Source organism: Escherichia sp. E4736 (assembly GCF_005781225.1).
In the GTDB taxonomy this organism is placed as follows: domain Bacteria; phylum Pseudomonadota; class Gammaproteobacteria; order Enterobacterales; family Enterobacteriaceae; genus Escherichia.
In genome coordinates this window covers 151,115-174,460 of the sequence record NZ_VATT01000001.1, presented here as the reverse complement: position 1 = coordinate 174,460, position 23,346 = coordinate 151,115, and the positions used below count along the sequence as shown (strand labels likewise).

The window sequence follows — 23,346 nt, the reverse complement described above, 5'->3', positions numbered from 1 at the left end:
GAGATAGCGGGTCAAGATCAAGTTCAACCGGAAGGGTAGACATCAAGGCATTAATAAAATCAAGCGTATAATTACGAGATAATTTAAATGAAAGTTCATTAATCAGATGAGATAAATTTTCGGTTCTATCCCATTGAATTTTGAAATTACCGTTATTAACTTTTTGCTCTACGCGCTGTAATATTTTTTTCGAATTATATGTATACAACATCGTGTGGTTAGTTCTTCGTCCATCTTCTTCCTCGAAGAAGGATACGTAGACTTTAAGGCCACTTCGGATTTTCTTGATGACAATTTCGTCGTAGTTTGGATTGAATGCAGCCTCTGCAAGCTCATGAGGCTGCACACCTTTTGAAAGGTGTACGGAAACGATTTTGTCGATGAGCTGGTTCACACTTTTGGCGCTTAGCATGACAACATGCTCCTTAACTCTTTGAATATACTAGGGAGATAATTAACAGACATCGTTAAAGCATCATTATCCCTTTCATTTACAGGGCCAAATCGACTGTGCAATTTAGCATTTATATAGATCACAAGTGTACCATCGTTGGTTGTATCTGTCCTTAAGGTTCTAATGTGCCTTGACAGAATTTTTGTCAACTCAGTTCCCTTCGGATCTAACTTTAAGTCACTTAAAATATTTGTTGCTTCATCACGAGAACGTTTTGTTAATGTTTCACGCATTCTTTTACGATACAACTCCGGTCTCTTAGATATGAGATTAGGGTCAATATCGTCATTTGAGACTTTACGAGTCTCTTTTGCGATCATTTGTGCTTTAATCAGTGCCAGATCGTCTTCATCAAACTCGCCATCAGTAACATTATCTCTTAACTTATCAATTTTTTGGTTTGCACGAGCTTCAATTTCGGCTCTTTTTTGCTCGAAAAGTTCATTGAAATCAATATCTTTTAGATAAGAGTCTTGATCACTTATAAAACTGTTATCAATGAATACACCTGCTAAAGATCTATCCTTTTCTTCGTATTCGTAATCAGAAAAATTATAGTCTTTAATTCGCTGCTGGGTTCCCCGATCAACCTCTTTTTGGAAAGAGGACCACATAGCATCGAGGCCAATATCTTGGTGATAAATGATAAGAGCATTATTATCTACTTCGAAGGCTTCTATTTCCTCTTCGGGAATAGCGCGTAAAACTCGTCCGACTATTTGTGCGAAAGCATTTATACTTCTCTATGGCCTAAACAAAGCTAGAATTGTTAAATACCTATGGTCATAACCTTCCATAAGCATATTCACTGAGATTACAACCTGGCATAAATGGTTATCAATATCCTTAAATGCTTTTTCTGTTTCTTGATATTCCATATTACTATGAACGATTATGCATTTAAGTCCTTTTTCTTCATACCATGTCTTTATATCTTCTGCATGAGATATACTACAGCCAACAGCTAATATTTTATGAGGGATGCTTTTTGAAGCATCATTTAATTCTGCTAGCTTGCTAATACTGTGATTTATAACTTCAATTGAACAATCTTTTGATAATGCTACACTTTTTTCTATCCATTCTTTATCTTTTAGAGCGAGAACCTGTTCACGGGTAAATTTCTCGCCGGGAGCATGAGGCATTGTGAAATATAGCTGGCTGGCATTTACAGTTTCTTTCCTAAGCCATTTTACATACCTATCACGCATAACTTCAGAAAGTGGAGTTTCGTGAATTAGTTCTCCGGGTAACTCTTGGTTATCACCCCGGAATGGCGTTCCGGTTACGTGTAATTTTTTTGCCTTTGAGAAATATGCCAATAACTCTTTCCAGCTTTGTGCAGGTGCATGGTGAGCTTCATCTATGATCACCATATCGAAAAAATCTGGAGGTACACGGTTTGTTAGACTAGTTTTTCTTGATGAGGTTAACTTATGAATATTAGATATAACGATGTTACTATTATATAAATTTTCTTCTGTTATGTCATTTTCATATTCACAAAGCGACGGAAGATCGCTGGGGTTAAATATCACATCAAAATTAACCCAAAAATTATCGCTTAACACTTCCTGTGTTTTGATAATACTTTGCTTAGTAACTAATCCTGGAGTGACTATTAAAACTCGGCCTTTGCAAATGCCAAATGGAGCTATCGACACCAGTCCACTTTTACCTGTTCCTGTTGGTAGTACAACTAAAGCTTCGCCATTATCATTTGAAGAAAAATAGTCAACAATCTTAATGTATGCCTCAATTTGAGGGGAACGAAGTTTATTATTACCTACAATATTAACTGGGGTGTCTAAAAAATACTCCATATTCTCATTTCTCCGCATTCACTCTGTATTTATTTATAAATTTCAAGTGGTAAAGCAACAGACTCAATCGTACTGCATCTTGTAGCTATCTAAAACAAAATTTGCTCAGTTCTTGCAAAAAAACCTAACATATTATATTTAAAGGGAAAATTGATTTTCTAACCGTCCTTATAGAGAATATATACATTCGTCTTGTTTATGTAATGAATTTTGCGTACTACTTCGCAAATAGAAAAACGATCCCGATAAATCTCCTTGCCGTTGATTTTCCTTAGCTGTAGCATATCGAAGCACCTGCAAATTCAGGTGCCGGGTTTAGCAGCCTGACTATCAACGCGGACAGCCGCCGTTTTCCGTAGTGCGGTTTTTTTGTGTCCTTCATACGCCCATATTATGGTGGGGCGTAGCGGGGGAGCGTTCGCGCTCGCCGGTTCCGTTGATGCCGGTCTGCTAACCCTGTTACGTCTCACCACCCCGTTTAGCAGCGGTCTGGTGAGGTTTGCAAAACCTAATCAACGAGGCTGCCACTATGGCTACTACCCCAATCCAGACACACCCGTTACTTTCCGTTCCCTTCAACGCCGCCACGGATTTCACCGTCCTTGCCAGCCACTGCGAAAACTTCGCTGAAACCCTGATTGAAAGTAAAGATCTGGCATTAAAAATGGCGCTCTGTGGCAGACTTAGCTGCTCCGGCCCACGCTGTTAGAACCCGTCCCTCCTTATCTTGTTGAAAGCCTGACCGTTGATACCCTTCCTGCTAATTCCCCTCAGTTTGGGCCAGAATGCACAGAGCTTTGCAACTACTGCCTTGCCCTGACGCAGACGCTGGCGGGGCAGGGATTTTCCTCAGAAACGGAGAAATTCCTTAGCTGGCTGCTTTATGACCTGATCAACTACTTCGCGGCGGAAATGAAAGCCCCGCGCTGGCTGCGTACCGCCGACGGTGTGAAGTTTATTGACGAGGTGGCTGCATGATGCAACCGGACTGGCATTCAGCCGATATTATCGCGGCGCTGAAAAAGCGCGGAACGTCGCTGTCCGCCGTTTCCCGCAACGCAGGGTTGGCGTCCTCCACGCTGGCAAATGCGCTGATAAGACACTGGCCCAAAGGTGAGAGGTTGATCGCCGACGCGCTGGGTGTTGCGCCAGAGCAAATCTGGCCTTCTCGCTACCGTAAGCCTGAAAATTGTTAAATCGTCTCTCCCGATCTTCTGACGGCTTTGCTGTCAGAAGATCGGGAGAAGGCAAGCGAAGTGCGGCAGACTGCCATCCATAAAATCGTGAAAAAATCCACAAATAACTCAATTTCCAGAAAAAAGGTTTCCCCTTTTCATCCTCGTAAATCGGGTGTAATCTTCCTCCTGCACTCCGCTGCTTCGGCAGCTCCCAATGCTTCATGACCTGAAAGAAGCGCCTGATTCGTCAGGAGATGGTTGATCCCTTGACCGGTGCAGACCTCTGCAAACACCGGGCCGCAGAACATCGCGGCGGAGGCTCGGAGTCACACTCGATACATTCTTTCACTGCGCCAGTTCACCGGCTGCAATTCTACTCGACCAGAAATCACCCGATTTCTAGTTCCACTTACACCTGCTGAATTTCAGCCCCTTTTCCTGCGCCAGATCTCTGGTCAATGCTGCACTACGCCGGAAACGATCCGGTAACCCTTGTACTTGCTGCCACACCAGGGCCTTAACTTTTACGGGCTGCGGCCTGCATTGCCGCAAGGCTTTGCTGCCGCGTGGCCGTAAAACTGCACCAGAATTTGCGTTCTCGGAGCGCAACGCTAAACCAGGCGTCACTTTCGTCGCGCAAAGCGGCAAAGTGACGCCGTTCCACCACGCCGACGCAGACCACGGAAAGTCTGGCCTGCGCCCTCAATCCCCCACACTGACACGCCGTTTTCAGGCCGCTGTCGGTTCAGAAGAGGAGAAAAAGATCGATACCGAGGGGGGCATGATGCCCCGGAGAATGTCCTGCTCACGCAGGCAGCTTGTACCGCGTACAGTCTGAAACTCCCTACACCTCAACAACCTGCCACCCCGGCGTGAAGGTATCGTTCTGGCGCAGCCATAAAGCATACGCCGGGGCCAGATTGTGCTTTTTAACAGCAGCAAGGGGTAGCTATGGGCAAATTAGGCGGTGAAATGAAGGTGCTGGCGAAAAAAGCGGGCGGCAGTTTTAAAACGGTGGATAACCGCATTCACATTGTGCAGCGGTTCAGCCGCCATTTACGCTCGCTGAATATCCAGATCCAGTGGGTGGCACAGGTTAAGGTTCGTCATATCGAAAGTTACATTCATGACAGGCTGGCGCAGGAGATAGGCCCGCGAACACTGCAAAACGAAATGGCGGCGCTGCGGGCCGTACTGCTTCAGGCGGGGCGCAGTCAGGTAGCAGAACATTCACGACTGACCAACAAATCGTTAGGGCTGGCGGGCGCATCGCGTAATGGTACGCGGCAGGCCATCACGCCGGAATATTACAGCAAGGTACTGGAAGCTGCCCGCGCTCAGGATACAGGGCTGGCGGCGGCGCTGGAACTGGCGCGACTGATGGGATTACGCTCGCAGGAGGCGGTGCAAAGTGTGCAGTCTCTGAGAACGTGGAAGCAGGCCATTGAACGTGGCGAAACGCGGCTTACCGTGGTCTATGGCACCAAAGGCGGTCGGCCCCGCGAAACGGTCATTCTGGATGCTGGCGCAGTTCGCAAGGCACTGGAGAATGCGTTAACTGTCGCAGGACTGCGTGGCGGCAGGCTGATCGACAGGCCCGATCTAAAATCGGCCATGAACTACTGGCACAAACAGGCCGTCAACGTCGGGTTGACTGGCGCATATTCTCCTCACTCACTGCGCTACGCCTGGGCGCAGGACGCGATCCGCCATTATCTGGCACAGGGATTCAGCGAAAAAGAGGCGCTGGCAATGACGGCGATGGATTTGGGCCACGGTGACGGGCGCGGGCGTTATGTGGCGCAGGTGTACGGGCGGCGGGGCGAGGCATAATTTCCTGTTCTGGTGCAATCATGAAAAGCAAAAGGCGAAAGGTAAAGGAATATTAAGGGTAACAGCGCCAGACCGGAAAAGGCCAAAGGGCTGAAAGGGCCGGAACTGGCGCAGAACGGTGATTATCCGGTTGAACTGGTGCAAATAAAAAGCAGATCCGCTGAGATCTGCTTTCCGTTGCGGCTCGTTAACTCATTCAGGCCACCTGTACCAGCCTGTCATACCGGTATGGCGCAACAAACTTCTGCCGACAGGCGTCGAGATAGTCCGACCACCACTGCATCATCTGCGTGCGTTCGTCGAGGTGCTCCGCCTTGTGGATATACGCCGCCCGCACGTTGTTACGCTCCTGATGGCTCATCTGCCGCTCCACGGCATCTTTCGACCAGCGTCCGGACTCAATCAGCGCGCTACAGGCCATCGTGCGGAAGCCGTGACCGCACACGTCCACCTTTGTGTCGTAGCCCATCACCCGCAGCGCCTTGTTGATGGTGTTTTCGCTCATCGGCTTACGCGGATCGTGGTCGCCGGGAAACAGCAGTTCACTGTTGCCGGACAGCAGCTTTAGCTGTTTCAGCACTGTCACCGCCTGTTTTGACAGCGGCACCAGATGCGGCGTTTTCATCTTCGCGCCACGCTCTGAATAACGCACACCCGGAATCGGCTCACGCCCGGCGGGGATAGTCCACATTGCGCCATCCAGATCGATCTCCGTCCAGCGGGCAAAACGCAACTCGCTGGAGCGAATAAAGATCAGCAGGTTAAGCTGTACCGCCAGACGGGTTAACAGCCTGCCAGAATAGCTCTCGAAGCGCTCCAGCAACTCCGGCATCTTTTCCAGCGGCAGGGCAGGGTAGTGATTCTTCGGCGGTGGCGCGATGGCACCGGTAAGATCGTTGGCCGGGTTGCTGGCGATCAGGCTCTCCTGAACCGCGTAGCGCATGATCGCCGTGGTGCGCTGCTGTATCCGCGCGGCGGTCTCCAGATTGCCCTTTCTCTCCGCCACCCGCAGCGGGATCAGCAGATCGGCGGTTTTCAGGTCGGCAACGGGAATTTTGCCAATCAGCGGAAATACGTGCAGCTCAAGCGAGCGCAGAGCTTTGGCTGCGTGCGCCTCAGTCCAGCGGATATTGCCTGCCACCCATTTACGGGCGATTTCTTCAAAGGTATTACCGCTTTTCTTCGCCTGCTTTTCCTGCTGCTTTTTCACCCCCGGATCGTCGCCCGCGCTGAGTACGGCACGAGCTTCTTCGCGCAGCTTGCGTGCATTCGCTAGCGTTACGGTTGGGTAAGCGCCAAACGCCAGCTTCTTCTCCTTGCCGCCAAAGCGGTACTTAAGTTGCCAGAGTTTAGAACCGTTGGGCTTAATCAGCAGGTAAAGACCCTGCGCGTCACTGAGCTTGTAAGGTTTATCGAGCGGTTTGGCGTTACGGATGGCGGTATCGGTGAGTGGCATCGCGGGGGGCTCCAGAGTTTATCGAACCAACAGGCCCCCAATTAAGCCCCCAAAAACTCTGGATGTCAAAAAACCTGACGGAACTTTTCAGTACCATCAGGTTTCTTTAACTTACTGATTCTCTAACGTTTCAGGACTTATAAGAACGCCATGAAACTAAATTTTGGTGCCCGGACTCGGAATCGAACCAAGGACACGGGGATTTTCAATCCCCTGCTCTACCGACTGAGCTATCCGGGCAACGGGGCGCATTAAACCTGATTCGCCTCGTCTCGTCAATCAAATTTCTTCAATTTACGGCAGACTGCACAATCTATCATCAGTTTGCCGTTATCGCTCGTAATGTCAGGCAAACCAGGTGGTCCAGGCGGCGGAAAGCGGCATTGCCAGAAGGAGGGCTGGAAGCATATTGACCACCGGGAACATTTTTATGCCGCAGATGCGTAAGCCGGTTGCCAGCAGCAATAAACCACCTACGGCGCTGAAGTCCGCCATCATCGACGGTGTGGTCAGCGGTAATATCAGCGCAGCAGCCCACGCCAGCGTTAACTGGATGATGAGCAATGGAATACTAATCACCGATACCGCAATGCCAAGTGAACAGGCGAAGATCATCGCTGTAAAGAAATCAAGAAATGACTTGGCGATTAAAATACTCGGATCGCCTGTCATCCCTTCATTCATCGCGCCGAAGATCCCGGTGCCGCTGGCACAAAACAGGACAATAATTGCGACAAAATTCTGAATAAAAGATTCATGCGCAGATTTCTTGCTCGAGTGACGAAACAGATTCTGCGCTTTAGCGACCGCAGTGTTGACGCCTTTTTCCAGCAGACAAATTTCGCCGATTAATGCCCCGAGTAGCGTAGCTAAAACCATCGCCGGAAGGTTGGCACATTTCACGACCAGTAAAATACCAATTCCCAGCGACGCCAGGCCAAAAATGGACGTCATAGAGACGCGGATGTGTTCCGGTAAGCGTTGGCTAAGCAGTGCGCCGAGGGCGCCACCCAGTAATACTGCACTTGCGTTGATAAAAGGGCCGATGACCACAATAGTTCCTGTTAATTGTGTTGTTTGATGTTTTTATTATGAACTTTTTGCCCCGTCGATTGCTTGTCTGGTCGCAAAGTCCTGGCTTGCACGCGTTAGCGAAAAGTGCCATGATTGCGCGAATTTTCTCCTTCCTGTACGGAGCTTGCCTGATGCACGCCGCCTCCTTACATTCTTTCGCTTATCGCCGTTTCGCGCGAAATGTCTCCTGTTCTGTGACGCTGCTTTTTATGCGGTGACGTTAACGTATGCTCACTGCAGGGCAACAGTAAAATCAGAGCGTTTCTGCTTTTACTGATGTCTGGCGGTCGGAGCTGGTGACCAGTTTGACCCACATCTCATGGGGCAGGGGGTTCCACCTTGCCCGGTATTTTTACTTCCCCGAAACGGGTTTTGCGCTTATGAAATCAATGAGTATTGCCGCCAGTGGTGAACTGGTTTCCCGACTTTCTACCCATCGCCGCGTGGTGGCGCTGGAAGATACTGATTTTACGGACGTCGCGGCAGTCGTCATTACCGCTGCGGATAGTCGTAGCGGCATTCTTGCGTTACTTAAGCGCACCGGTTTTCATCTGCCGGTGTTTTTGTATTCTGAAGATGCGGTTGAATTGCCCGCGGGCGTTACGGCTATCATCAACGGCAATGAGCAGCAGTGGCTGGAGCTGGAATCCGCAGCCTGTCAGTATGAAGAGAATTTGCTGCCGCCATTTTATGACACGCTGACCCAGTACGTTGAGATGGGCAATAGCACCTTTGCTTGTCCTGGGCATCAACATGGTGCGTTCTTTAAAAAGCATCCTGCCGGACGCCATTTTTACGATTTCTTTGGCGAGAACGTCTTTCGCGCCGATATGTGTAACGCTGACGTAAAACTGGGCGATTTGCTTATTCATGAAGGTTCCGCAAAGGATGCGCAGAAATTCGCTGCCAAAGTCTTTCATGCCGATAAAACCTATTTTGTGCTGAACGGCACATCGGCGGCGAATAAGGTTGTGACGAATGCACTGTTAACGCGTGGTGATCTGGTGCTCTTCGACCGTAACAACCATAAGTCGAATCATCACGGTGCGCTGATTCAGGCGGGGGCGACGCCGGTGTATCTGGAAGCCTCACGCAACCCATTCGGGTTTATCGGCGGGATTGATGCGCACTGTTTTAATGAAGAGTATCTGCGCCAGCAAATTTGCGACGTTGCGCCAGAAAAAGCCGAACTGCCGCGCCCGTTCCGCCTGGCGATTATTCAGCTGGGAACCTATGACGGCACTATCTACAACGCCCGCCAGGTGATCGATACCATTGGGCATCTGTGTGATTACATTCTGTTTGATTCCGCGTGGGTCGGGTACGAACAGTTTATCCCGATGATGGCGGATTGCTCACCGTTGCTGTTAGAGCTTAACGAAAGCGATCCTGGGATCTTTGTTACCCAGTCGGTGCACAAACAGCAGGCGGGATTCTCGCAGACATCGCAGATTCATAAAAAAGATAACCATATTCGCGGGCAGGCGCGGTTTTGCCCGCATAAACGGCTGAATAATGCTTTTATGCTCCATGCTTCAACCAGCCCGTTTTACCCGCTGTTTGCTGCGCTGGACGTTAACGCCAAAATTCATGAAGGGGAGAGTGGGCGTCGGCTGTGGGCTGAGTGTGTTGAGATAGGGATTGAAGCGCGGAAAGCGATTCTTGCGCGCTGTAAGCTGTTCCGCCCGTTTATTCCACCTGTTATTGATGGCAAATTGTGGCAGGATTATCCGACGTCAGTGTTAGCCAGCGACCGCCGTTTTTTCAGTTTTGAGCCGGGGGCGAAGTGGCACGGCTTTGAAGGATATGCCGCGGACCAATATTTTGTTGATCCCTGCAAGCTGTTACTCACTACGCCGGGTATCGATGCCGAAACCGGCGAATATAGCGATTTTGGCGTTCCAGCGACGATTCTGGCGCACTATCTGCGTGAGAACGGCATTGTGCCGGAGAAGTGCGATCTCAACTCCATTCTGTTCTTATTAACTCCGGCTGAAAGCCACGAGAAGCTGGCACAGCTGGTGGCGATGCTGGTGCAGTTTGAACAGCATATTGAAGATGACTCGCCGCTGTCTGAAGTCTTGCCGAGCGTTTATAACAAATACCCGGTGCGCTATCGCGACTATACCCTGCGCCAGTTGTGTCAGGAGATGCACGATCTGTATGTCAGTTTCGACGTCAAAGACCTGCAAAAAGCGATGTTCCGCCAGCAGAGCTTCCCGCCAGTGGTGATGAATCCCCAGGACGCGCATAGCGCTTATATTCGTGGTGAAGTGGAGTTGGTGCGCATTCGTGATGCCGAAGGGCGAATTGCGGCGGAAGGCGCGCTGCCGTATCCACCTGGCGTGCTTTGCGTGGTGCCAGGAGAAATGTGGGGCGGAGCGGTCCAGCGTTATTTCCTTGCGCTGGAAGAAGGCGTGAATTTGCTGCCGGGATTTTCGCCGGAGCTACAAGGTGTCTATAGCGAAACCGATGCGGATGGAATGAAACGGTTATACGGTTATGTGTTGAAGTAAGAATAAAAAACGGGGCACCTTCTGGCGCCCCGTTTTTCTTTGCGTAATTAGTGGTTAACAGTTTGTGTACCGGCAGGGACACGAACGTGTTTGTATTTAAACATCGCCATGAATGCGAAGGCCAGAATCACGGAGTAACCTGCGAAAATCAGCCATACGGTCTGCCAGTCGGTAATGCCGTTTTGGGTGTACATCTCAACCACTTTACCGCTCACGATGCCACCGAGGATACAGCCGAAGCCGTTGGTCATCATCAGGAACATCCCTTGCGCACTGGCGCGAATCGCCGGGCTAACTTCTTTTTCGACAAACACCGAACCAGAGATGTTGAAGAAGTCGAACGCACAGCCGTAAACAATCATCGACAGAACCAGCAGTACGGTGCCGAACGGAGTCGGGTCGCCGTAAGCAAACAGTGCAAAACGCAGGATCCATGCCACGATACTGATCATCATTACGTTCTTAATACCGTAGCGGCTTAAGAAGAACGGGATGGTCAGAATGAACAGGGTTTCAGAGATTTGCGAAATCGACATGATGATTGACGCATGCTGCACGATGAAGCTGCTGGCAAACATCGGATCTTTGTCGAAGCTGTGCAGGAAGGTATTACCGAACATGTTGGTAATCTGCAGTTCCGCGCCCAGCAGCATCGAGAAGATGAAGAAAATCGCCATACGCTTGTTTTTAAACAGCGCGAATGCATCGAGGCCGAGCAGCGTCGTCCAGCTCTGATTAGCTTGCTGTTTAGCAACCGGAATATACGGCAGCGTAAAGGTGAACAGCACCAGAACGGCGGAGAGTGCTGCGCCAATATATAGCTGCATGTGGCTCAATTCAAAGCCAGACAGGCTCACAACCCACATCGCCATGATAAAGCCGATAGTACCCCAGATACGGATTGGCGGGAAATCAGTCACGATATCCATTCCTGCATTTTGCAGGCGATAGTAGGAGATGGTGTTGATTAACCCAAGCGTTGGCATATAAGCAAACGAGTTAATCAATATCACGAGGAACATCGCCTCCGGAGTGGTAACTTGTGCCGCCATGAAGAGGGTGATTGCGCCGATGGTGTGACAAATAGCATACACCCATTTCGCACTTAACCATTTGTCGGCCACAATCCCCAGCAAAGCGGGCATAAAGACCGCAGCGATACCCAGCGAGCTATAAACAGCGCCAATGGAAGCACCGTCGAACTTCAGGGTAACGAACATATATGAGCCGAGGGTCGTCAGCCAACTTCCCCACAGACAGAACTGCAGAAAAGAGAGGATTTTCAGCTGCAGCTTAAGATTCATGTTAATTTCCTCACATCGTGATGCGGATGAGTGTTTTAAAAAGCACATTTGACCGTGCAAGATGATGCGATTCTATCAACTTCACTGACTGTTTTTTTGTTATCCGTAGCAAATAATTGCAAATAAACTCAATTTGCAAGGCAAAATTGTGATGCGTATAACACTTTGTCTCGGAGTATTGTCAGAGGCAAAGATGAAATTATCGGCGGCGGTAAGATTTCTGCGCCATGTTCACTTTATAAAGATAGCGACGAGATTCCGCAGACGGATGGCGGGTTGTCAGCGTCTGATAAACATCGCCCGGCGTCATAGTATTTATAATAGCGGCAGCCTGAATTTTATCGTTCGAGAAGACGCGTAATACGCTGCCTGCACCACCGTTATAGGCGGTGATGACGGCATAACGCCGCGACGTTGGGTTATCAATTCCGCCGAGATAAACATTATTCAGCATCGCCAGATACGCGGTGCCGGTATCAATATTGCTGGCAGGATCAAACAAGAAACTGCGGCTTGGCGTGCCGGATTTCCCCTGTGAGCGGAACACATCTTTCCCGGCAGTATGTTGTACCACCTGCATTAATCCCAGCGCATCGGAACGGCTGACCGCATACGGGTTAAAGGAAGATTCGGTCTGCATAATCGCCAGAATCAGCGACTCATCAACGCCATATTTCCGTGATGCCTGGCGGACCATGCCGAGATATTTGTGCGCACGTTTATCAAGGTGGTTCGGCACCATGTTAATGGTCACGCTGTAGATGATACGCAGCCCGTTGCTGCGGCTTTTGAGGCGGTTTTTCAGCAGATAATCCGCGAAGTTACTCGCACGGCCTTCCCAGCGAATCGGCTGCCCGGTGTTATCCACCACCTGACCGTAAAGGAAAGGTTCTTTCGAAATCGTAATATCATCAACGTCGGAATAGAGATCGACCGAACTCGGATCGTCGCCCATCAATAATGTTTTGATTATTGCCCGGCGCAAATGCGCGGCAGGTTCTGTCCCGGCGATGGTTTCGATAGTAATCGTGCCGTCATCAAAGTTGATGTGGCTGCGGGTCTGATATTGATCGGTGTATTTCACGTAGTCCTTAGGACCGGCGATCACCACCTCTTTGAATCCCCAAATGTTCTCAATATTGTGGGCAAATTGCCCCATCAGAATATCAAAACCGTTGGTATCTTTGACCCAGGCTTCATTATAGGTATCGCCTTTTTTGGTCGTCGAACAGGAGATGAGCAACGGCGCAATCAAAGCCAGCGCGAGATATTTTTTCATCATTCCGGGTGCGTGTTGTGTTTGTTTTTATGCAAGTTGCCGGAGGCGTGCTCCGGCACTGTTTTTATTTTTTATCTTCCGGCGTATAGCCCTCGATATGCACCTCTTTACCTTCGAACAGGAAGTTAACCATCTCCTGCTCCAGCAGCTTGCGGTGCTCGGCATTCATCATGTTGAGTTTCTTTTCATTAATCAGCATGGTTTGTTTGTGCTGCCACTGCGCCCAGGCTTCTTTGGAGATCTCGTTATAGATGCGTTTTCCCAGTTCGCCGGGGTACAGCTGAAAATCCTGACCTTCTGCTTCACGCTGCAGGAAAGTACAAAAAATCGTTCTGCTCATAAATCATCCTCTTTATCGACTCACGCGCTAAACCGGCGCGCCAGTGCGTAACTGCTGTAACAAACGCTCCACGGGAGCCGCCAGGCCAACTGACGGCGGTTGCGCTAAGTTATACCAGAGCGCATTGCCTTCATCCATGCAGTCGGTGAATGACGACACGGGAAGCCACATAGGCACAATATCTAAGTGGAAATGGCTGAAGGTATGCCGAAACGCGGTCAGTTGCGTCAGGTTATCGGCAGCAATCTGCCGTTGTGCCAGCCATTGCCGCAAACTTTCTTCGTCGGCAAACTGTGGGAAACAGTATAAACCGCCCCACAATCCGCTCGGCGGACGCTGCGCCAGCAATACTTCATCTTCGTGCTGTAACAGCAGAAAGTAGCCGGTGCGCTCCGGCAGCGTCTGTTTCGGCTTTTTGCCCGGATAAAGCGACCAGCTATTATTGGCGGCGGCAATACAACCGTTTTGCAGCGGGCAGAGCGAGCATTTCGGCTTCGAACGCGTACAAATCATCGCACCTAAATCCATCATCGCCTGATTAAACCGCTCCACGCCAACCGCGGGCGTCACCTGCTCGCTCAAACTCCATAATTTATTCTCGACCTCTTTTTTCCCAGGCCAGCCGCTTACAGCATAGCAGCGCGCCAGCACGCGTTTGACGTTACCGTCGAGAATCGGAAAGTGCTTACCCAGAGAAAGTGAGAGAATCGCGCCAGCAGTGGAACGCCCGACGCCCGGTAACGCCGCGACTTCTTCAAAGGTTTCCGGGAAATTACCGCCGTGTAAGGTGGCAACTTGTTGTGCCGCTTTATGCAGATTGCGCGCGCGGGCGTAATAGCCAAGCCCGGTCCACAAGTGGAGAACTTCGTCGAGCGGCGCGTTGGCGAGATCGGTCACCGTCGGGAAGCGCGCCATAAAGCGTTCAAAATAGGGGATTACGGTCGCAACCTGAGTTTGTTGCAACATCACTTCTGAGAGCCATACTTTGTAGGGCGTCTTGTCAATTTGCCAGGGCAGCGTTTTCCGCCCGTATTTATCGTACCAGTCCAGAACCTGGGCTGAAAATTGCGACGCTTGCATGGTCACCGAATTCACTGTTGTTGGGGGCAAGATTGCAGCACAGCCGCGGCGGGGTGTAAACCGGAACTTTCCGCAGCCACGGCCTTATCATGCTTGCATCCGGCAACTAACTTTGGATAATGCCCGTTTTCAGAACACTTTCACAAGCGACTAAATCTTTATGAAAAACGACGTCATCTCACCGGAATTTGATGAAAACGGCCGCCCACTGCGCCGTATCCGTAGTTTTGTGCGCCGCCAGGGGCGACTGACCAAAGGCCAGGAACATGCGCTGGAAAACTACTGGCCGGTGATGGGCGTTGAGTTCAGCGAAGATATGCTGGATTTCCCGACGCTGTTTGGCCGTGAAGCGCCGGTGACGCTTGAGATTGGTTTTGGCATGGGGGCGTCGCTGGTGGCAATGGCTAAAGATCGCCCTGAGCAGGACTTCCTCGGCATTGAAGTGCATTCACCGGGCGTTGGGGCTTGCCTGGCTTCCGCGCATGAAGAGGGCTTAAGCAACCTGCGCGTGATGTGTCACGACGCGGTCGAAGTGCTGCATAAAATGATTCCTGACAATTCATTGCGCATGGTGCAACTCTTTTTCCCTGATCCGTGGCACAAAGCGCGCCATAATAAACGCCGTATCGTTCAGGTACCGTTTGCCGAACTGGTAAAAAGCAAACTGCAGCTGGGTGGCGTATTCCATATGGCGACCGACTGGGAACCTTATGCGGAACATATGCTCGAAGTGATGTCTTCTATTGACGGTTATAAAAACCTGTCAGAGAGCAATGATTACGTACCGCGTCCGGCATCACGTCCGGTGACGAAATTTGAACAACGTGGTCATCGTCTTGGTCACGGAGTATGGGACTTAATGTTCGAGAGGGTGAAATAATGGCAAAGAACCGTAGCCGTCGTCTGCGTAAAAAAATGCACATCGACGAATTCCAGGAATTAGGATTTTCGGTGGCATGGCGATTCCCGGAAGGTACATCGGAAGAGCAGATTGATAAAACCGTTGATGACTTTATTAACGAGGTTATCGAACCGAACAAACTGGCCTTTGACGGCAGCGGTTATCTGGCCTGGGAAGGTCTGATCTGCATGCAGGAAATCGGCAAATGCACCGAAGAACATCAGGCGATTGTGCGTAAGTGGCTGGAAGAGCGCAAACTGGATGAGGTACGCACCAGCGAACTTTTCGACGTTTGGTGGGACTAATAAAGCATACGGGCGATGACAAATGCAAAACTGCCTGATGCGCTACGCTTATCAGGCCTACAAAGATGCACGATCGAGTAGGCCGGATAAAGCATTTACGCCGCATCCGGCATGGACAACGTGTACTTTGTTATCAATCTGGGGCCAGCAAATGCTGGCCTGATTTGTTCTTGAGGGAAGACTATGATGCGCAAAATGCTGCTGGCGGCAGCACTTTCAGTGACGGCAATGACCGCTCACGCCGACTACCAGTGCAGCGTCACGCCGCGTGACGATGTGATTGTCAGCCCGCAAACCGTGCAGGTGAAGGGCGAAAACGGCAATCTGGTGATCACGCCAGACGGCAATGTGATGTACAACGGCAAGCAATATTCACTGAACGCCGCCCAGCGCGAGCAGGCGAAGGATTATCAGGCCGAACTGCGCAGCACGCTGCCGTGGATTGATGAAGGTGCGAAAAGCCGCGTAGAGAAAGCACGCGTTGCGCTGGATAAAATTATCGTTCAGGAGATGGGCGAAAGCAGCAAAATGCGCAGCCGTCTGACCAAACTTGATGCGCAGCTGAAAGAGCAGATGAACCGCATTATCGAAACGCGCAGCGATGGCCTGACGTTTCACTATAAAGCCATTGATCAGGTTCGCGCCGAAGGTCAGCAGTTAGTGAATCAGGCGATGGGCGGAATTTTGCAGGACAGCATTAACGAAATGGGCGCGAAAGCGGTGCTGAAAAGCGGCGGCAACCCGTTACAGAATGTGCTGGGAAGCCTGGGGGGACTGCAATCCTCAATCCAGACCGAGTGGAAAAAACAGGAAAAAGATTTCCAGCAATTTGGCAAAGATGTTTGTAGCCGTGTTGTGACTCTGGAAGACAGCCGTAAAGCCCTGGTCGGAAATTTGAAATAATCCTCTAGTTTAAGACGGCATAATGATTTTTTATGCCGTTTAATTCTTCATTTTGTTACCTGCCTCTAACTTTATAGATCTCCAAAATCTATTCACAAAGTAAATTGTTTAACGTCAAATTTCCTATACAAAGCTAAGGGATAATACGTAGCGTTCACGTAACTGGAGGAATGAAATGGAGTTTTTCAAAAAGACGGCACTTGCCGCACTGGTTATGGGTTTTAGTGGTGCAGCATTGGCATTACCCAATATCACCATTTTAGCGACTGGCGGGACGATTGCCGGTGGTGGTGACTCCGCAACCAAATCTAACTACACAGCGGGTAAAGTTGGCGTAGAAAATCTGGTCAATGCGGTGCCGCAGCTGAAGGACATTGCGAACGTTAAAGGCGAGCAGGTCGTTAATATCGGCTCCCAGGACATGAACGATAATGTCTGGCTGACACTGGCGAAAAAAATTAACACTGACTGCGATAAAACTGACGGCTTCGTTATTACCCACGGTACCGACACGATGGAAGAGACTGCTTACTTCCTCGACCTGACGGTGAAATGCGACAAACCGGTGGTGATGGTCGGCGCAATGCGCCCATCCACCTCCATGAGCGCAGACGGTCCATTCAACCTGTATAACGCGGTAGTGACCGCCGCTGATAAAGCCTCCGCCAATCGTGGCGTGCTGGTAGTGATGAACGACACCGTACTGGACGGTCGCGATGTCACCAAAACCAACACCACCGACGTAGCGACCTTTAAGTCTGTTAACTACGGTCCGCTGGGATACATTCATAACGGTAAGATTGACTATCAGCGTACCCCGGCACGTAAGCACACCAGCGACACGCCGTTCGATGTCTCTAAGCTGAATGAACTGCCGAAAGTCGGCATTGTTTATAACTACGCTAACGCATCCGATCTTCCGGCTAAAGCCCTGGTAGATGCGGGCTATGATGGCATCGTGAGCGCTGGTGTGGGTAACGGCAACCTGTATAAATCCGTGTTTGACACTCTGGCAACCGCCGCGAAAAACGGCACTGCGGTAGTGCGTTCTTCCCGCGTACCGACGGGCGCTACCACTCAGGATGCCGAAGTGGATGATGCGAAATATGGTTTCGTTGCCTCCGGCACGCTGAACCCGCAAAAAGCGCGCGTTCTGCTGCAACTGGCTCTGACGCAAACCAAAGATCCGCAGCAAATCCAGCAGATTTTCAATCAGTACTAATCACTTCGCCCCGGTATCGCGCCGGGGCTTATTCACTTCAGACTCACGTCCATTGCCAATTATTATTACCCTGATGATAATCACTGAAATAAATTATTCCGCGAGAGGGTGTTCCGGTGAAAAAGCAATGGATTGTAGGCACGGCATTGTTCGTGTTGACGTCAGGTTACAGCTGGGCCGATGGCGAACCGCCAACTGAAAATATCTTAAAAGATCAATTCAAAAAGCAGTATCACGGCATTCTCAAGCTTGATGCCATCACCTTAAAAAATCTTGATGCCAAGGGTAATCAGGCCACCTGGTCAGCGGAAGGCGATGTCTCTTCCAATGACGATCTCTATACCTGGGTCGGTCAGTTGGCAGATTACGAACTGCTCGAACAGACCTGGACGAAAGATAAACCAGTAAAATTCTCGGCGATGTTAACCAGTAAAGGAACACCCGCGTCTGGCTGGACGGTGAACTTTTACTCTTTTCAGGCGGCAGCCAGCGATAGTGGGCGGGTGGTCGACGATATTAAAACGAATAATAAATATCTGATTGTAAATAGCGAAGATTTCAATTATCGCTTTAGTCAGCTTGAATCAGCGTTGAATACCCAGAAGAACTCGATTCCTGCGCTGGAAAAGGATGCAAAAGAGCTTGATAAGCAAATGGTGGCGGCGCAGAAAGCAGCAGATGCCTATTGGGGAAAAGATGCAAACGGCAAGCAAATGACCCGCGAAGATGCCTTTAAAAAAATTCACCAACAGCGTGATGAGTTTAATAAACAGAATGATAGCGAGGCGTTCGCGGTTAAATATGACAAAGAGGTTTATCAACCGGCGATTGCGGCATGTCATAAACAGAGTGAAGAGTGTTATGAAGTGCCGATTCAGCAGAAACGAGATTTCGATATCAACGAACAACGGCGACAGACTTTTCTGCAATCACAAAAACTTAGCCGTAAATTGCAGGATGACTGGATAACGCTCGAAAAAGGGCAATATCCGTTAACGATGAAAATTTCAGAAATAAACAGTAAAAAAGTCGCGATTTTGATGAAAATTGACGATATCAACCAGGCTAATGAACGCTGGAAAAAAGATACCGAACAATTGCGGCGCAATGGGGTGATTAAGTAATTGTTGCGATGACGCATGAGTTGTAGCCGGATGTTGCGTACACGCCGCATCCGGCAATACAAATTTACTCAGCCAGAAAAAGCTCCAGCAGCGAATTTAAAAACAACTTCCCATGTTCCGTTATCTGCCAGTAATCCGCACATTCTGTGAGATAGCCCTGAGCGATAGCCTCGTCTAACTGAGGGCGAATAACCTCTTCTGAAAGGCCAGTATACTGGCTAAACTCCACGCGCGGCGCGGCCTCCAGCAGACGGAAGCGATTCATAAAGAACTCAAACGGCTTATCTGCGGCTTCGACATCACGCTGGCTTTCCAGATACCGCCCCTGCATAAAACCGCGCGGATGCCGCGTTTTGGTGGTACGCAGAATGCGCCCATCCGGGAAGGTCACTTTGCCGTGCGCGCCGCAGCCAATACCGATGTAGTCGCCAAATCGCCAGTAGTTGAGATTGTGCTGGCACTGATAACCGGGCTTGGCGTAAGCGGAAGTTTCATATTGCTGATAACCTGCCGCGGTTAACAACTGATGCCCCTGTTCGAAAATATCCCATAACGCATCATCGTCCGGCAGTACGGGAGGGCGCGAGCCAAACAGCGTATTGGGTTCGATGGTCAGTTGATACCAGGAAAGATGCGGCGGATTCAGTTCAATGGCCTGGCGCAGATCGCCTAGCGCCTCTTCCAGTGATTGATCCGGCAGCCCGTGCATCAAATCGAGGTTAAAGCTACGCAGCCCCAGTCCGCTTGCCAGTTTTGCTGCACGTTTCGCTTCTTGCGGGCCATGAATGCGTCCAAGTCGTTTCAGCTTTTCTTCGCTAAAACTCTGTACGCCAATAGAGATGCGGTTCACACCAGCACGCTGATAATCAACAAAGCGATCGGCTTCAACCGTACCAGGGTTCGCTTCCATAGTAATTTCTGCATCCGCTGCCAGCGGCAAACGCGCACGCACGCCGTCCAGCAGCGTTTGCATCGCCGGGCCGGAAAGCAGGCTCGGCGTACCGCCGCCAATAAAGATTGTCTTTACTTCACGGTCCTGTGCGTAAGCCACATCATTGTCCAGATCGCAAAGCAGATGCTGAACGTAATCGTCGTGCGGCACTTCCCCTTTCAACGCGTGAGAGTTGAAATCGCAGTACGGGCATTTCTGCACGCACCACGGGATGTGAATGTAGAGACTCAGCGGCGGTAATTTAACCATTACGTAAAGCGTCCAGCAGCAGTTTCAACGCCCGACCACGGTGAGAAATGGCGCTCTTTTCTTCGCGGGTCAGTTCGGCAGCGGTTTTCCCTTCGGAAGGTACGAAGAAAATTGGATCATAACCAAAGCCGCCAGTACCCGCTGGTTCACGAGTAATCACGCCCGGCCAGCTGCCGTGGCACACCAGCGGAGTGGGATCTTCCGCGTGACGCAGATATACCAGCACGCAGTGGAAACGCGCCTGACGTTGGTCGTCCGGTACGTCTTTCAGTGTTTCCAGCAGTTTTTGCAGATTCTTTTGATCGGTCGCGTCTTCACCGGAATAACGCGCGGAGTAAATACCCGGCGCGCCACCCAGCGCATCTACCGCCAGACCGGAGTCGTCGGCAATTGCCGGTAAACCGGTCACTTTTGCCGCATGGCGCGCTTTCAGAATCGCGTTTTCGATAAATGTCAGGCCGGTTTCTTCAGCGGAATCTACGCCGAGGTCTGTTTGGGCCACGATATCAAGACCGAAGTCGCTAAGCAGCGACGCCAGCTCACGCACTTTACCGGCATTGCCGGTTGCGAGGACAACTTTTTGCATAGGATACCTAATTAATTAACGCCGCGATTTCTGGCGGGATTTGTTGCGGATTAATGATTTTAATTTGTTTGTGGCGGCCAAGTTCGCCTTTCTCAATCACCACCTGGCTTTTGGCAACCCGGAATTGCTTACCGAGAAACTTCACCAGATGGCTGTTGGCCTGACCGTCAACTGGCGGCGCGGTAATGGCGACTTTTACCTCGTCGCCATGTAAACCGACAATAGAATCACGGCTGGCTTTCGGCTGAATATAGAGCCGTAAAACCAGACCGTCATCATTAACTGTTACGGCACTCATAACGCCATCCACAGCCCCGGCAGCAGCATGTTTCCGGTCGCCTGCAGCACTTCTGCGACACCCATATTAATGACATACAGTAGCAGAACGAGGATCATCGGCGAAAAATCAATCCCACCCATTGCCGGTAGCAGGCGGCGAATCGGACGCAGCAGTGGATCGGCAAGTTGAATCAGCACATATTCAATTGGGCTACGACCCTGGCTTACCCAGCTCATAATCGCCATCACCAGCAGGACCCAGAAAATCAGCAGGCCGATGGTTTTCAGCAGAATCAATAAACCGGCAATCCAGATGATCGGCAGGAAGGTCACCACTTTAAACAGCACGATGGCTTTGATGAAACTGAGAATATAGGCAACCAGCAGCGAGGCGCTATCAATTGGCCCCATTGCCGGAATAACGCGGCGCAGTGGCCCGATAATCGGTTGTGTCACCTTCACCACAAACTGTGAGAAAGGGTTATAAAAATCACAATGAGCCCACTGCATCCAGATGCGTAATAACAGCACCATGGTATACAGCTCAATGACCGTTGAAAGCAGGAAAGTCAACGTATTCATGGCGTTCTTAAGATTCCTTATTTTTTAGAGTAATCACGTGCACCAAAGATGGCAGTGCCGATACGAACCATCGTGCTACCTGCCGCAATGGCGGCTTCCATATCGTCCGACATTCCCAGAGAGAGCGTGTCGATATGCGGGTAGCGCGTTTTCAGTCCGGCAAATGCTACAGCCATTTGGCGTGCAACTTCAAACTGCCTTACATATTCTGACTCAGGCGCCGGGATTGCCATCAGCCCGCGTAGACGTAAACGCGGTAGTTCAGCGACCGCCGCTGCCAGCTCGTCCAGTTCCGCCAGTTGAATCCCTGACTTGCTGTTTTCATCACTAATATTAATTTGAATCAGTACGTTAAGAGGGGAAAGTTCTGCCGGTCGCTGGTCGTTCAGGCGTGTGGCGATACGCAAACGGTCGATGGTATGACACCAGTCGAAATGCTCTGCCACCAGGCGGCTTTTATTAGACTGCAACGGGCCAATAAAATGCCATTCTAATCCTGTTACGCCCAGCTCCTGAAAGTGGCGAATTTTATCTACCCCTTCCTGAACGTAGTTTTCACCAAATTGACGCTGCCCGGCATCAATGGCTTCTGCGATGGCGCTCGCAGGTTTTGTTTTACTGACTGCAAGCAGCGTAATTTCTTCTGGAGAACGGCCGCAACGCGTTGCAGCCGCTGAGATTTTGTCCCGGACCTGTGCCAGGTTATGCGCAATATCGTTCATTTTCCGAGGATCTTAGTATGAATATGGAAGAAATTGTGGCCCTTAGTGTAAAGCATAACGTCTCTGATCTACACCTGTGCAGCGCCTGGCCCGCACGATGGCGCATTCGCGGCAGAATGGAAGCTGCGCCGTTTGATGCGCCGGACGTCGAAGAGCTACTGCGGGAGTGGCTGGATGACGATCAGCGGGCAATATTGCTGGAGAATGGTCAGCTGGATTTTGCCGTGTCGCTGGCGGAAAACCAGCGATTGCGCGGCAGTGCGTTCGCGCAGCGGCAAGGCATATCTCTGGCGTTACGGCTGTTACCTTCGCACTGCCCGCAGCTCGAACAGCTTGGCGCACCACCGGTATTGCCGGAATTACTCAAGAGCGAGAATGGACTGATTCTGGTGACGGGGGCGACGGGGAGTGGTAAATCCACCACGCTGGCGGCAATGGTTGGCTATCTCAATCAACATGCCGATGCGCATATTCTGACGCTGGAAGATCCTGTGGAATATCTCTATGCCAGCCAGCGATGTTTGATCCAGCAGCGGGAAATTGGTTTGCACTGTATGACGTTTGCATCGGGATTGCGGGCCGCATTGCGGGAGGATCCTGATGTGATTTTGCTCGGAGAGCTGCGTGACAGCGAGACAATCCGTCTGGCGCTAACGGCGGCAGAAACCGGGCACCTGGTGCTGGCGACATTACACACTCACGGCGCAGCGCAGGCAGTTGAGCGACTGGTGGATTCGTTTCCGGCGCAGGAAAAAGATCCCGTGCGTAATCAACTGGCAGGTAGTTTACGGGCGGTGTTGTCACAAAAGCTGGAAGTGGATAAACAGGAAGGACGCGTGGCGCTGTTTGAATTACTGATTAACACACCTGCGGTGGGGAATTTGATTCGCGAAGGGAAAACCCACCAGTTACCGCATGTTATTCAAACCGGGCAGCAGGTGGGGATGATAACGTTTCAGCAGAGTTATCAACAGCGGGTGGGGGAAGGGCGTTTATGACGTTGCTGTGCCTGATACGAATTGTAAACATGCCCGATGCGCAAGCTTATCGGGCCTACAAACGTAGTCATTCACGCCGCGTCCGGCAATGAACGTCTGATGCGACGCTGATGCGTCTTATCAGACCTACGACCGCTGCCACATGTGGGCTGGATAAGGCGTTCACGCCGCATCCGGCAAGATGGC

The 23,346-nt window shown here is 50.6% G+C and carries 24 protein-coding genes, 1 tRNA gene and 1 pseudogene; 11 read left to right on the top strand and 15 right to left on the bottom strand.

The window, feature by feature from the left end; all coding sequences use genetic code 11:
* The 3 genes from FEK46_RS00785 to FEK46_RS23600 all read right to left on the bottom strand — a co-directional run.
* On the bottom strand, nucleotides 1–412 hold a 412-nt coding region (locus tag FEK46_RS00785), incomplete at its 3' end, for a hypothetical protein (protein WP_138194633.1).
* Entirely contained in the window at nucleotides 406–1,068 is a 663-nt protein-coding gene (locus tag FEK46_RS23605) for a hypothetical protein (protein WP_240731107.1), read from the bottom strand. The genes FEK46_RS23605 and FEK46_RS00785, both read right to left, overlap by 7 nt.
* A gap of 129 nt (nucleotides 1,069–1,197) precedes the next feature.
* A complete protein-coding gene (locus FEK46_RS23600) occupies nucleotides 1,198–2,277 on the bottom strand; it encodes a DEAD/DEAH box helicase family protein (protein ID WP_240731106.1) in 1,080 nt (359 codons plus the stop codon).
* Nucleotides 2,278–2,806: 529 nt separating this feature from the next.
* On the opposite strand from FEK46_RS23600, the pseudogene FEK46_RS00775 reads away from it, so the two are divergent.
* From FEK46_RS00775 to FEK46_RS00755, 4 genes and pseudogenes are all read left to right on the top strand, one after another.
* A pseudogene (locus FEK46_RS00775) lies at nucleotides 2,807–3,255 on the top strand (hypothetical protein).
* On the top strand, nucleotides 3,252–3,473 hold the full coding sequence (locus tag FEK46_RS00770; protein WP_135559226.1) for a helix-turn-helix transcriptional regulator: 222 nt from the start codon (nucleotides 3,252–3,254) through the stop codon (nucleotides 3,471–3,473). Before FEK46_RS00775 ends, FEK46_RS00770 begins: the two are co-directional and overlap by 4 nt.
* A 538-nt stretch (nucleotides 3,474–4,011) precedes the next feature.
* Nucleotides 4,012–4,293 (top strand): hypothetical protein, encoded by a 282-nt coding sequence (locus FEK46_RS00760; RefSeq protein WP_138194631.1) that lies wholly within the window; start codon nucleotides 4,012–4,014, stop codon nucleotides 4,291–4,293.
* A 113-nt stretch (nucleotides 4,294–4,406) separates the two neighbouring features.
* Nucleotides 4,407–5,288, top strand: coding sequence for an integrase domain-containing protein (locus FEK46_RS00755; RefSeq protein WP_135559228.1), 882 nt, complete (start codon nucleotides 4,407–4,409; stop codon nucleotides 5,286–5,288).
* A 196-nt stretch (nucleotides 5,289–5,484) separates the two neighbouring features.
* Here the strand turns inward: FEK46_RS00755 and FEK46_RS00750 are convergent, their stop codons facing one another.
* The 3 genes from FEK46_RS00750 to FEK46_RS00740 form a co-directional block, all read right to left on the bottom strand.
* A complete protein-coding gene (locus FEK46_RS00750; protein ID WP_135559229.1) occupies nucleotides 5,485–6,744 on the bottom strand; it encodes an integrase arm-type DNA-binding domain-containing protein in 1,260 nt (419 codons plus the stop codon).
* A gap of 164 nt (nucleotides 6,745–6,908) precedes the next feature.
* A tRNA-Phe gene (locus FEK46_RS00745) sits at nucleotides 6,909–6,984 on the bottom strand.
* Nucleotides 6,985–7,089: 105 nt separating this feature from the next.
* Entirely contained in the window at nucleotides 7,090–7,797 is a 708-nt protein-coding gene (locus FEK46_RS00740) for a DUF554 domain-containing protein (RefSeq protein WP_130207927.1), read from the bottom strand.
* Nucleotides 7,798–8,198: 401 nt separating this feature from the next.
* On the opposite strand from FEK46_RS00740, the gene speC reads away from it, so the two are divergent.
* A complete protein-coding gene (speC, locus tag FEK46_RS00735) occupies nucleotides 8,199–10,334 on the top strand; it encodes an ornithine decarboxylase (protein WP_135559230.1) in 2,136 nt (711 codons plus the stop codon).
* Between the two features lie 47 nt (nucleotides 10,335–10,381).
* On the opposite strand, the gene nupG is transcribed toward speC, so the two are convergent.
* The 4 genes from nupG to mutY form a co-directional block, all read right to left on the bottom strand.
* Nucleotides 10,382–11,638, bottom strand: a complete 1,257-nt coding sequence (gene nupG, locus FEK46_RS00730) for a nucleoside permease NupG (RefSeq protein WP_130207923.1) — start codon at nucleotides 11,636–11,638, stop codon at nucleotides 10,382–10,384.
* Between the two features lie 199 nt (nucleotides 11,639–11,837).
* Complete coding sequence (gene mltC, locus FEK46_RS00725) at nucleotides 11,838–12,917, bottom strand: membrane-bound lytic murein transglycosylase MltC (RefSeq protein WP_130208053.1); 1,080 nt, start codon at nucleotides 12,915–12,917, stop codon at nucleotides 11,838–11,840.
* 64 nt (nucleotides 12,918–12,981) lie between these two features.
* Nucleotides 12,982–13,257, bottom strand: a complete 276-nt coding sequence (locus FEK46_RS00720) for an oxidative damage protection protein (protein ID WP_000091700.1) — start codon at nucleotides 13,255–13,257, stop codon at nucleotides 12,982–12,984.
* 27 nt (nucleotides 13,258–13,284) lie between these two features.
* Nucleotides 13,285–14,337: an A/G-specific adenine glycosylase gene (gene mutY, locus FEK46_RS00715; RefSeq protein ID WP_135490330.1), complete on the bottom strand. Its 1,053-nt coding sequence runs from the start codon at nucleotides 14,335–14,337 to the stop codon at nucleotides 13,285–13,287.
* A 160-nt stretch (nucleotides 14,338–14,497) separates the two neighbouring features.
* On the opposite strand from mutY, the gene trmB reads away from it, so the two are divergent.
* From trmB to FEK46_RS00690, 5 genes are all read left to right on the top strand, one after another.
* Nucleotides 14,498–15,217 carry a tRNA (guanosine(46)-N7)-methyltransferase TrmB gene (trmB, locus tag FEK46_RS00710; RefSeq protein ID WP_021542238.1) on the top strand — a complete coding sequence of 240 codons (720 nt, stop codon included), beginning with the start codon at nucleotides 14,498–14,500 and terminating at the stop codon, nucleotides 15,215–15,217.
* Nucleotides 15,217–15,543 carry a YggL family protein gene (locus FEK46_RS00705; RefSeq protein ID WP_001107564.1) on the top strand — a complete coding sequence of 109 codons (327 nt, stop codon included), beginning with the start codon at nucleotides 15,217–15,219 and terminating at the stop codon, nucleotides 15,541–15,543. Before trmB ends, FEK46_RS00705 begins: the two co-directional genes overlap by 1 nt.
* A gap of 183 nt (nucleotides 15,544–15,726) precedes the next feature.
* Entirely contained in the window at nucleotides 15,727–16,446 is a 720-nt protein-coding gene (locus tag FEK46_RS00700; protein WP_000984799.1) for a DUF2884 family protein, read from the top strand.
* Nucleotides 16,447–16,621: 175 nt separating this feature from the next.
* The gene (ansB, locus tag FEK46_RS00695; RefSeq protein ID WP_000394125.1) at nucleotides 16,622–17,668 is read left to right on the top strand and encodes an L-asparaginase 2; all 1,047 of its coding nucleotides are present in this window, start codon (nucleotides 16,622–16,624) and stop codon (nucleotides 17,666–17,668) included.
* 116 nt (nucleotides 17,669–17,784) lie between these two features.
* Nucleotides 17,785–18,792: a DUF1202 family protein gene (locus FEK46_RS00690; protein WP_135559231.1), complete on the top strand. Its 1,008-nt coding sequence runs from the start codon at nucleotides 17,785–17,787 to the stop codon at nucleotides 18,790–18,792.
* A gap of 64 nt (nucleotides 18,793–18,856) precedes the next feature.
* Here the strand turns inward: FEK46_RS00690 and hemW are convergent, their stop codons facing one another.
* The 5 genes from hemW to yggS are packed head-to-tail and all read right to left on the bottom strand — an operon-like array spanning nucleotide 18,857 to nucleotide 22,162.
* Nucleotides 18,857–19,993, bottom strand: coding sequence for a radical SAM family heme chaperone HemW (gene hemW, locus FEK46_RS00685; protein ID WP_135559232.1), 1,137 nt, complete (start codon nucleotides 19,991–19,993; stop codon nucleotides 18,857–18,859).
* Nucleotides 19,986–20,579 carry an XTP/dITP diphosphatase gene (locus tag FEK46_RS00680; RefSeq protein ID WP_130207915.1) on the bottom strand — a complete coding sequence of 198 codons (594 nt, stop codon included), beginning with the start codon at nucleotides 20,577–20,579 and terminating at the stop codon, nucleotides 19,986–19,988. Before FEK46_RS00680 ends, hemW begins: the two co-directional genes overlap by 8 nt.
* 7 nt (nucleotides 20,580–20,586) lie before the next feature.
* Nucleotides 20,587–20,877 carry a DUF167 family protein YggU gene (gene yggU / locus FEK46_RS00675; protein ID WP_001277222.1) on the bottom strand — a complete coding sequence of 97 codons (291 nt, stop codon included), beginning with the start codon at nucleotides 20,875–20,877 and terminating at the stop codon, nucleotides 20,587–20,589.
* Nucleotides 20,874–21,440, bottom strand: a complete 567-nt coding sequence (gene yggT, locus FEK46_RS00670) for an osmotic shock tolerance protein YggT (protein ID WP_001094831.1) — start codon at nucleotides 21,438–21,440, stop codon at nucleotides 20,874–20,876. Before yggT ends, yggU begins: the two co-directional genes overlap by 4 nt.
* Before the next feature lie 17 nt (nucleotides 21,441–21,457).
* Entirely contained in the window at nucleotides 21,458–22,162 is a 705-nt protein-coding gene (yggS, locus tag FEK46_RS00665; protein WP_000997798.1) for a pyridoxal phosphate homeostasis protein, read from the bottom strand.
* Between the two features lie 17 nt (nucleotides 22,163–22,179).
* Between yggS and FEK46_RS00660 the strand changes: the two genes are divergently transcribed.
* On the top strand, nucleotides 22,180–23,160 hold the full coding sequence (locus FEK46_RS00660; protein WP_135559233.1) for a type IV pilus twitching motility protein PilT: 981 nt from the start codon (nucleotides 22,180–22,182) through the stop codon (nucleotides 23,158–23,160).
* Nucleotides 23,161–23,346 lie beyond the last annotated feature (186 nt).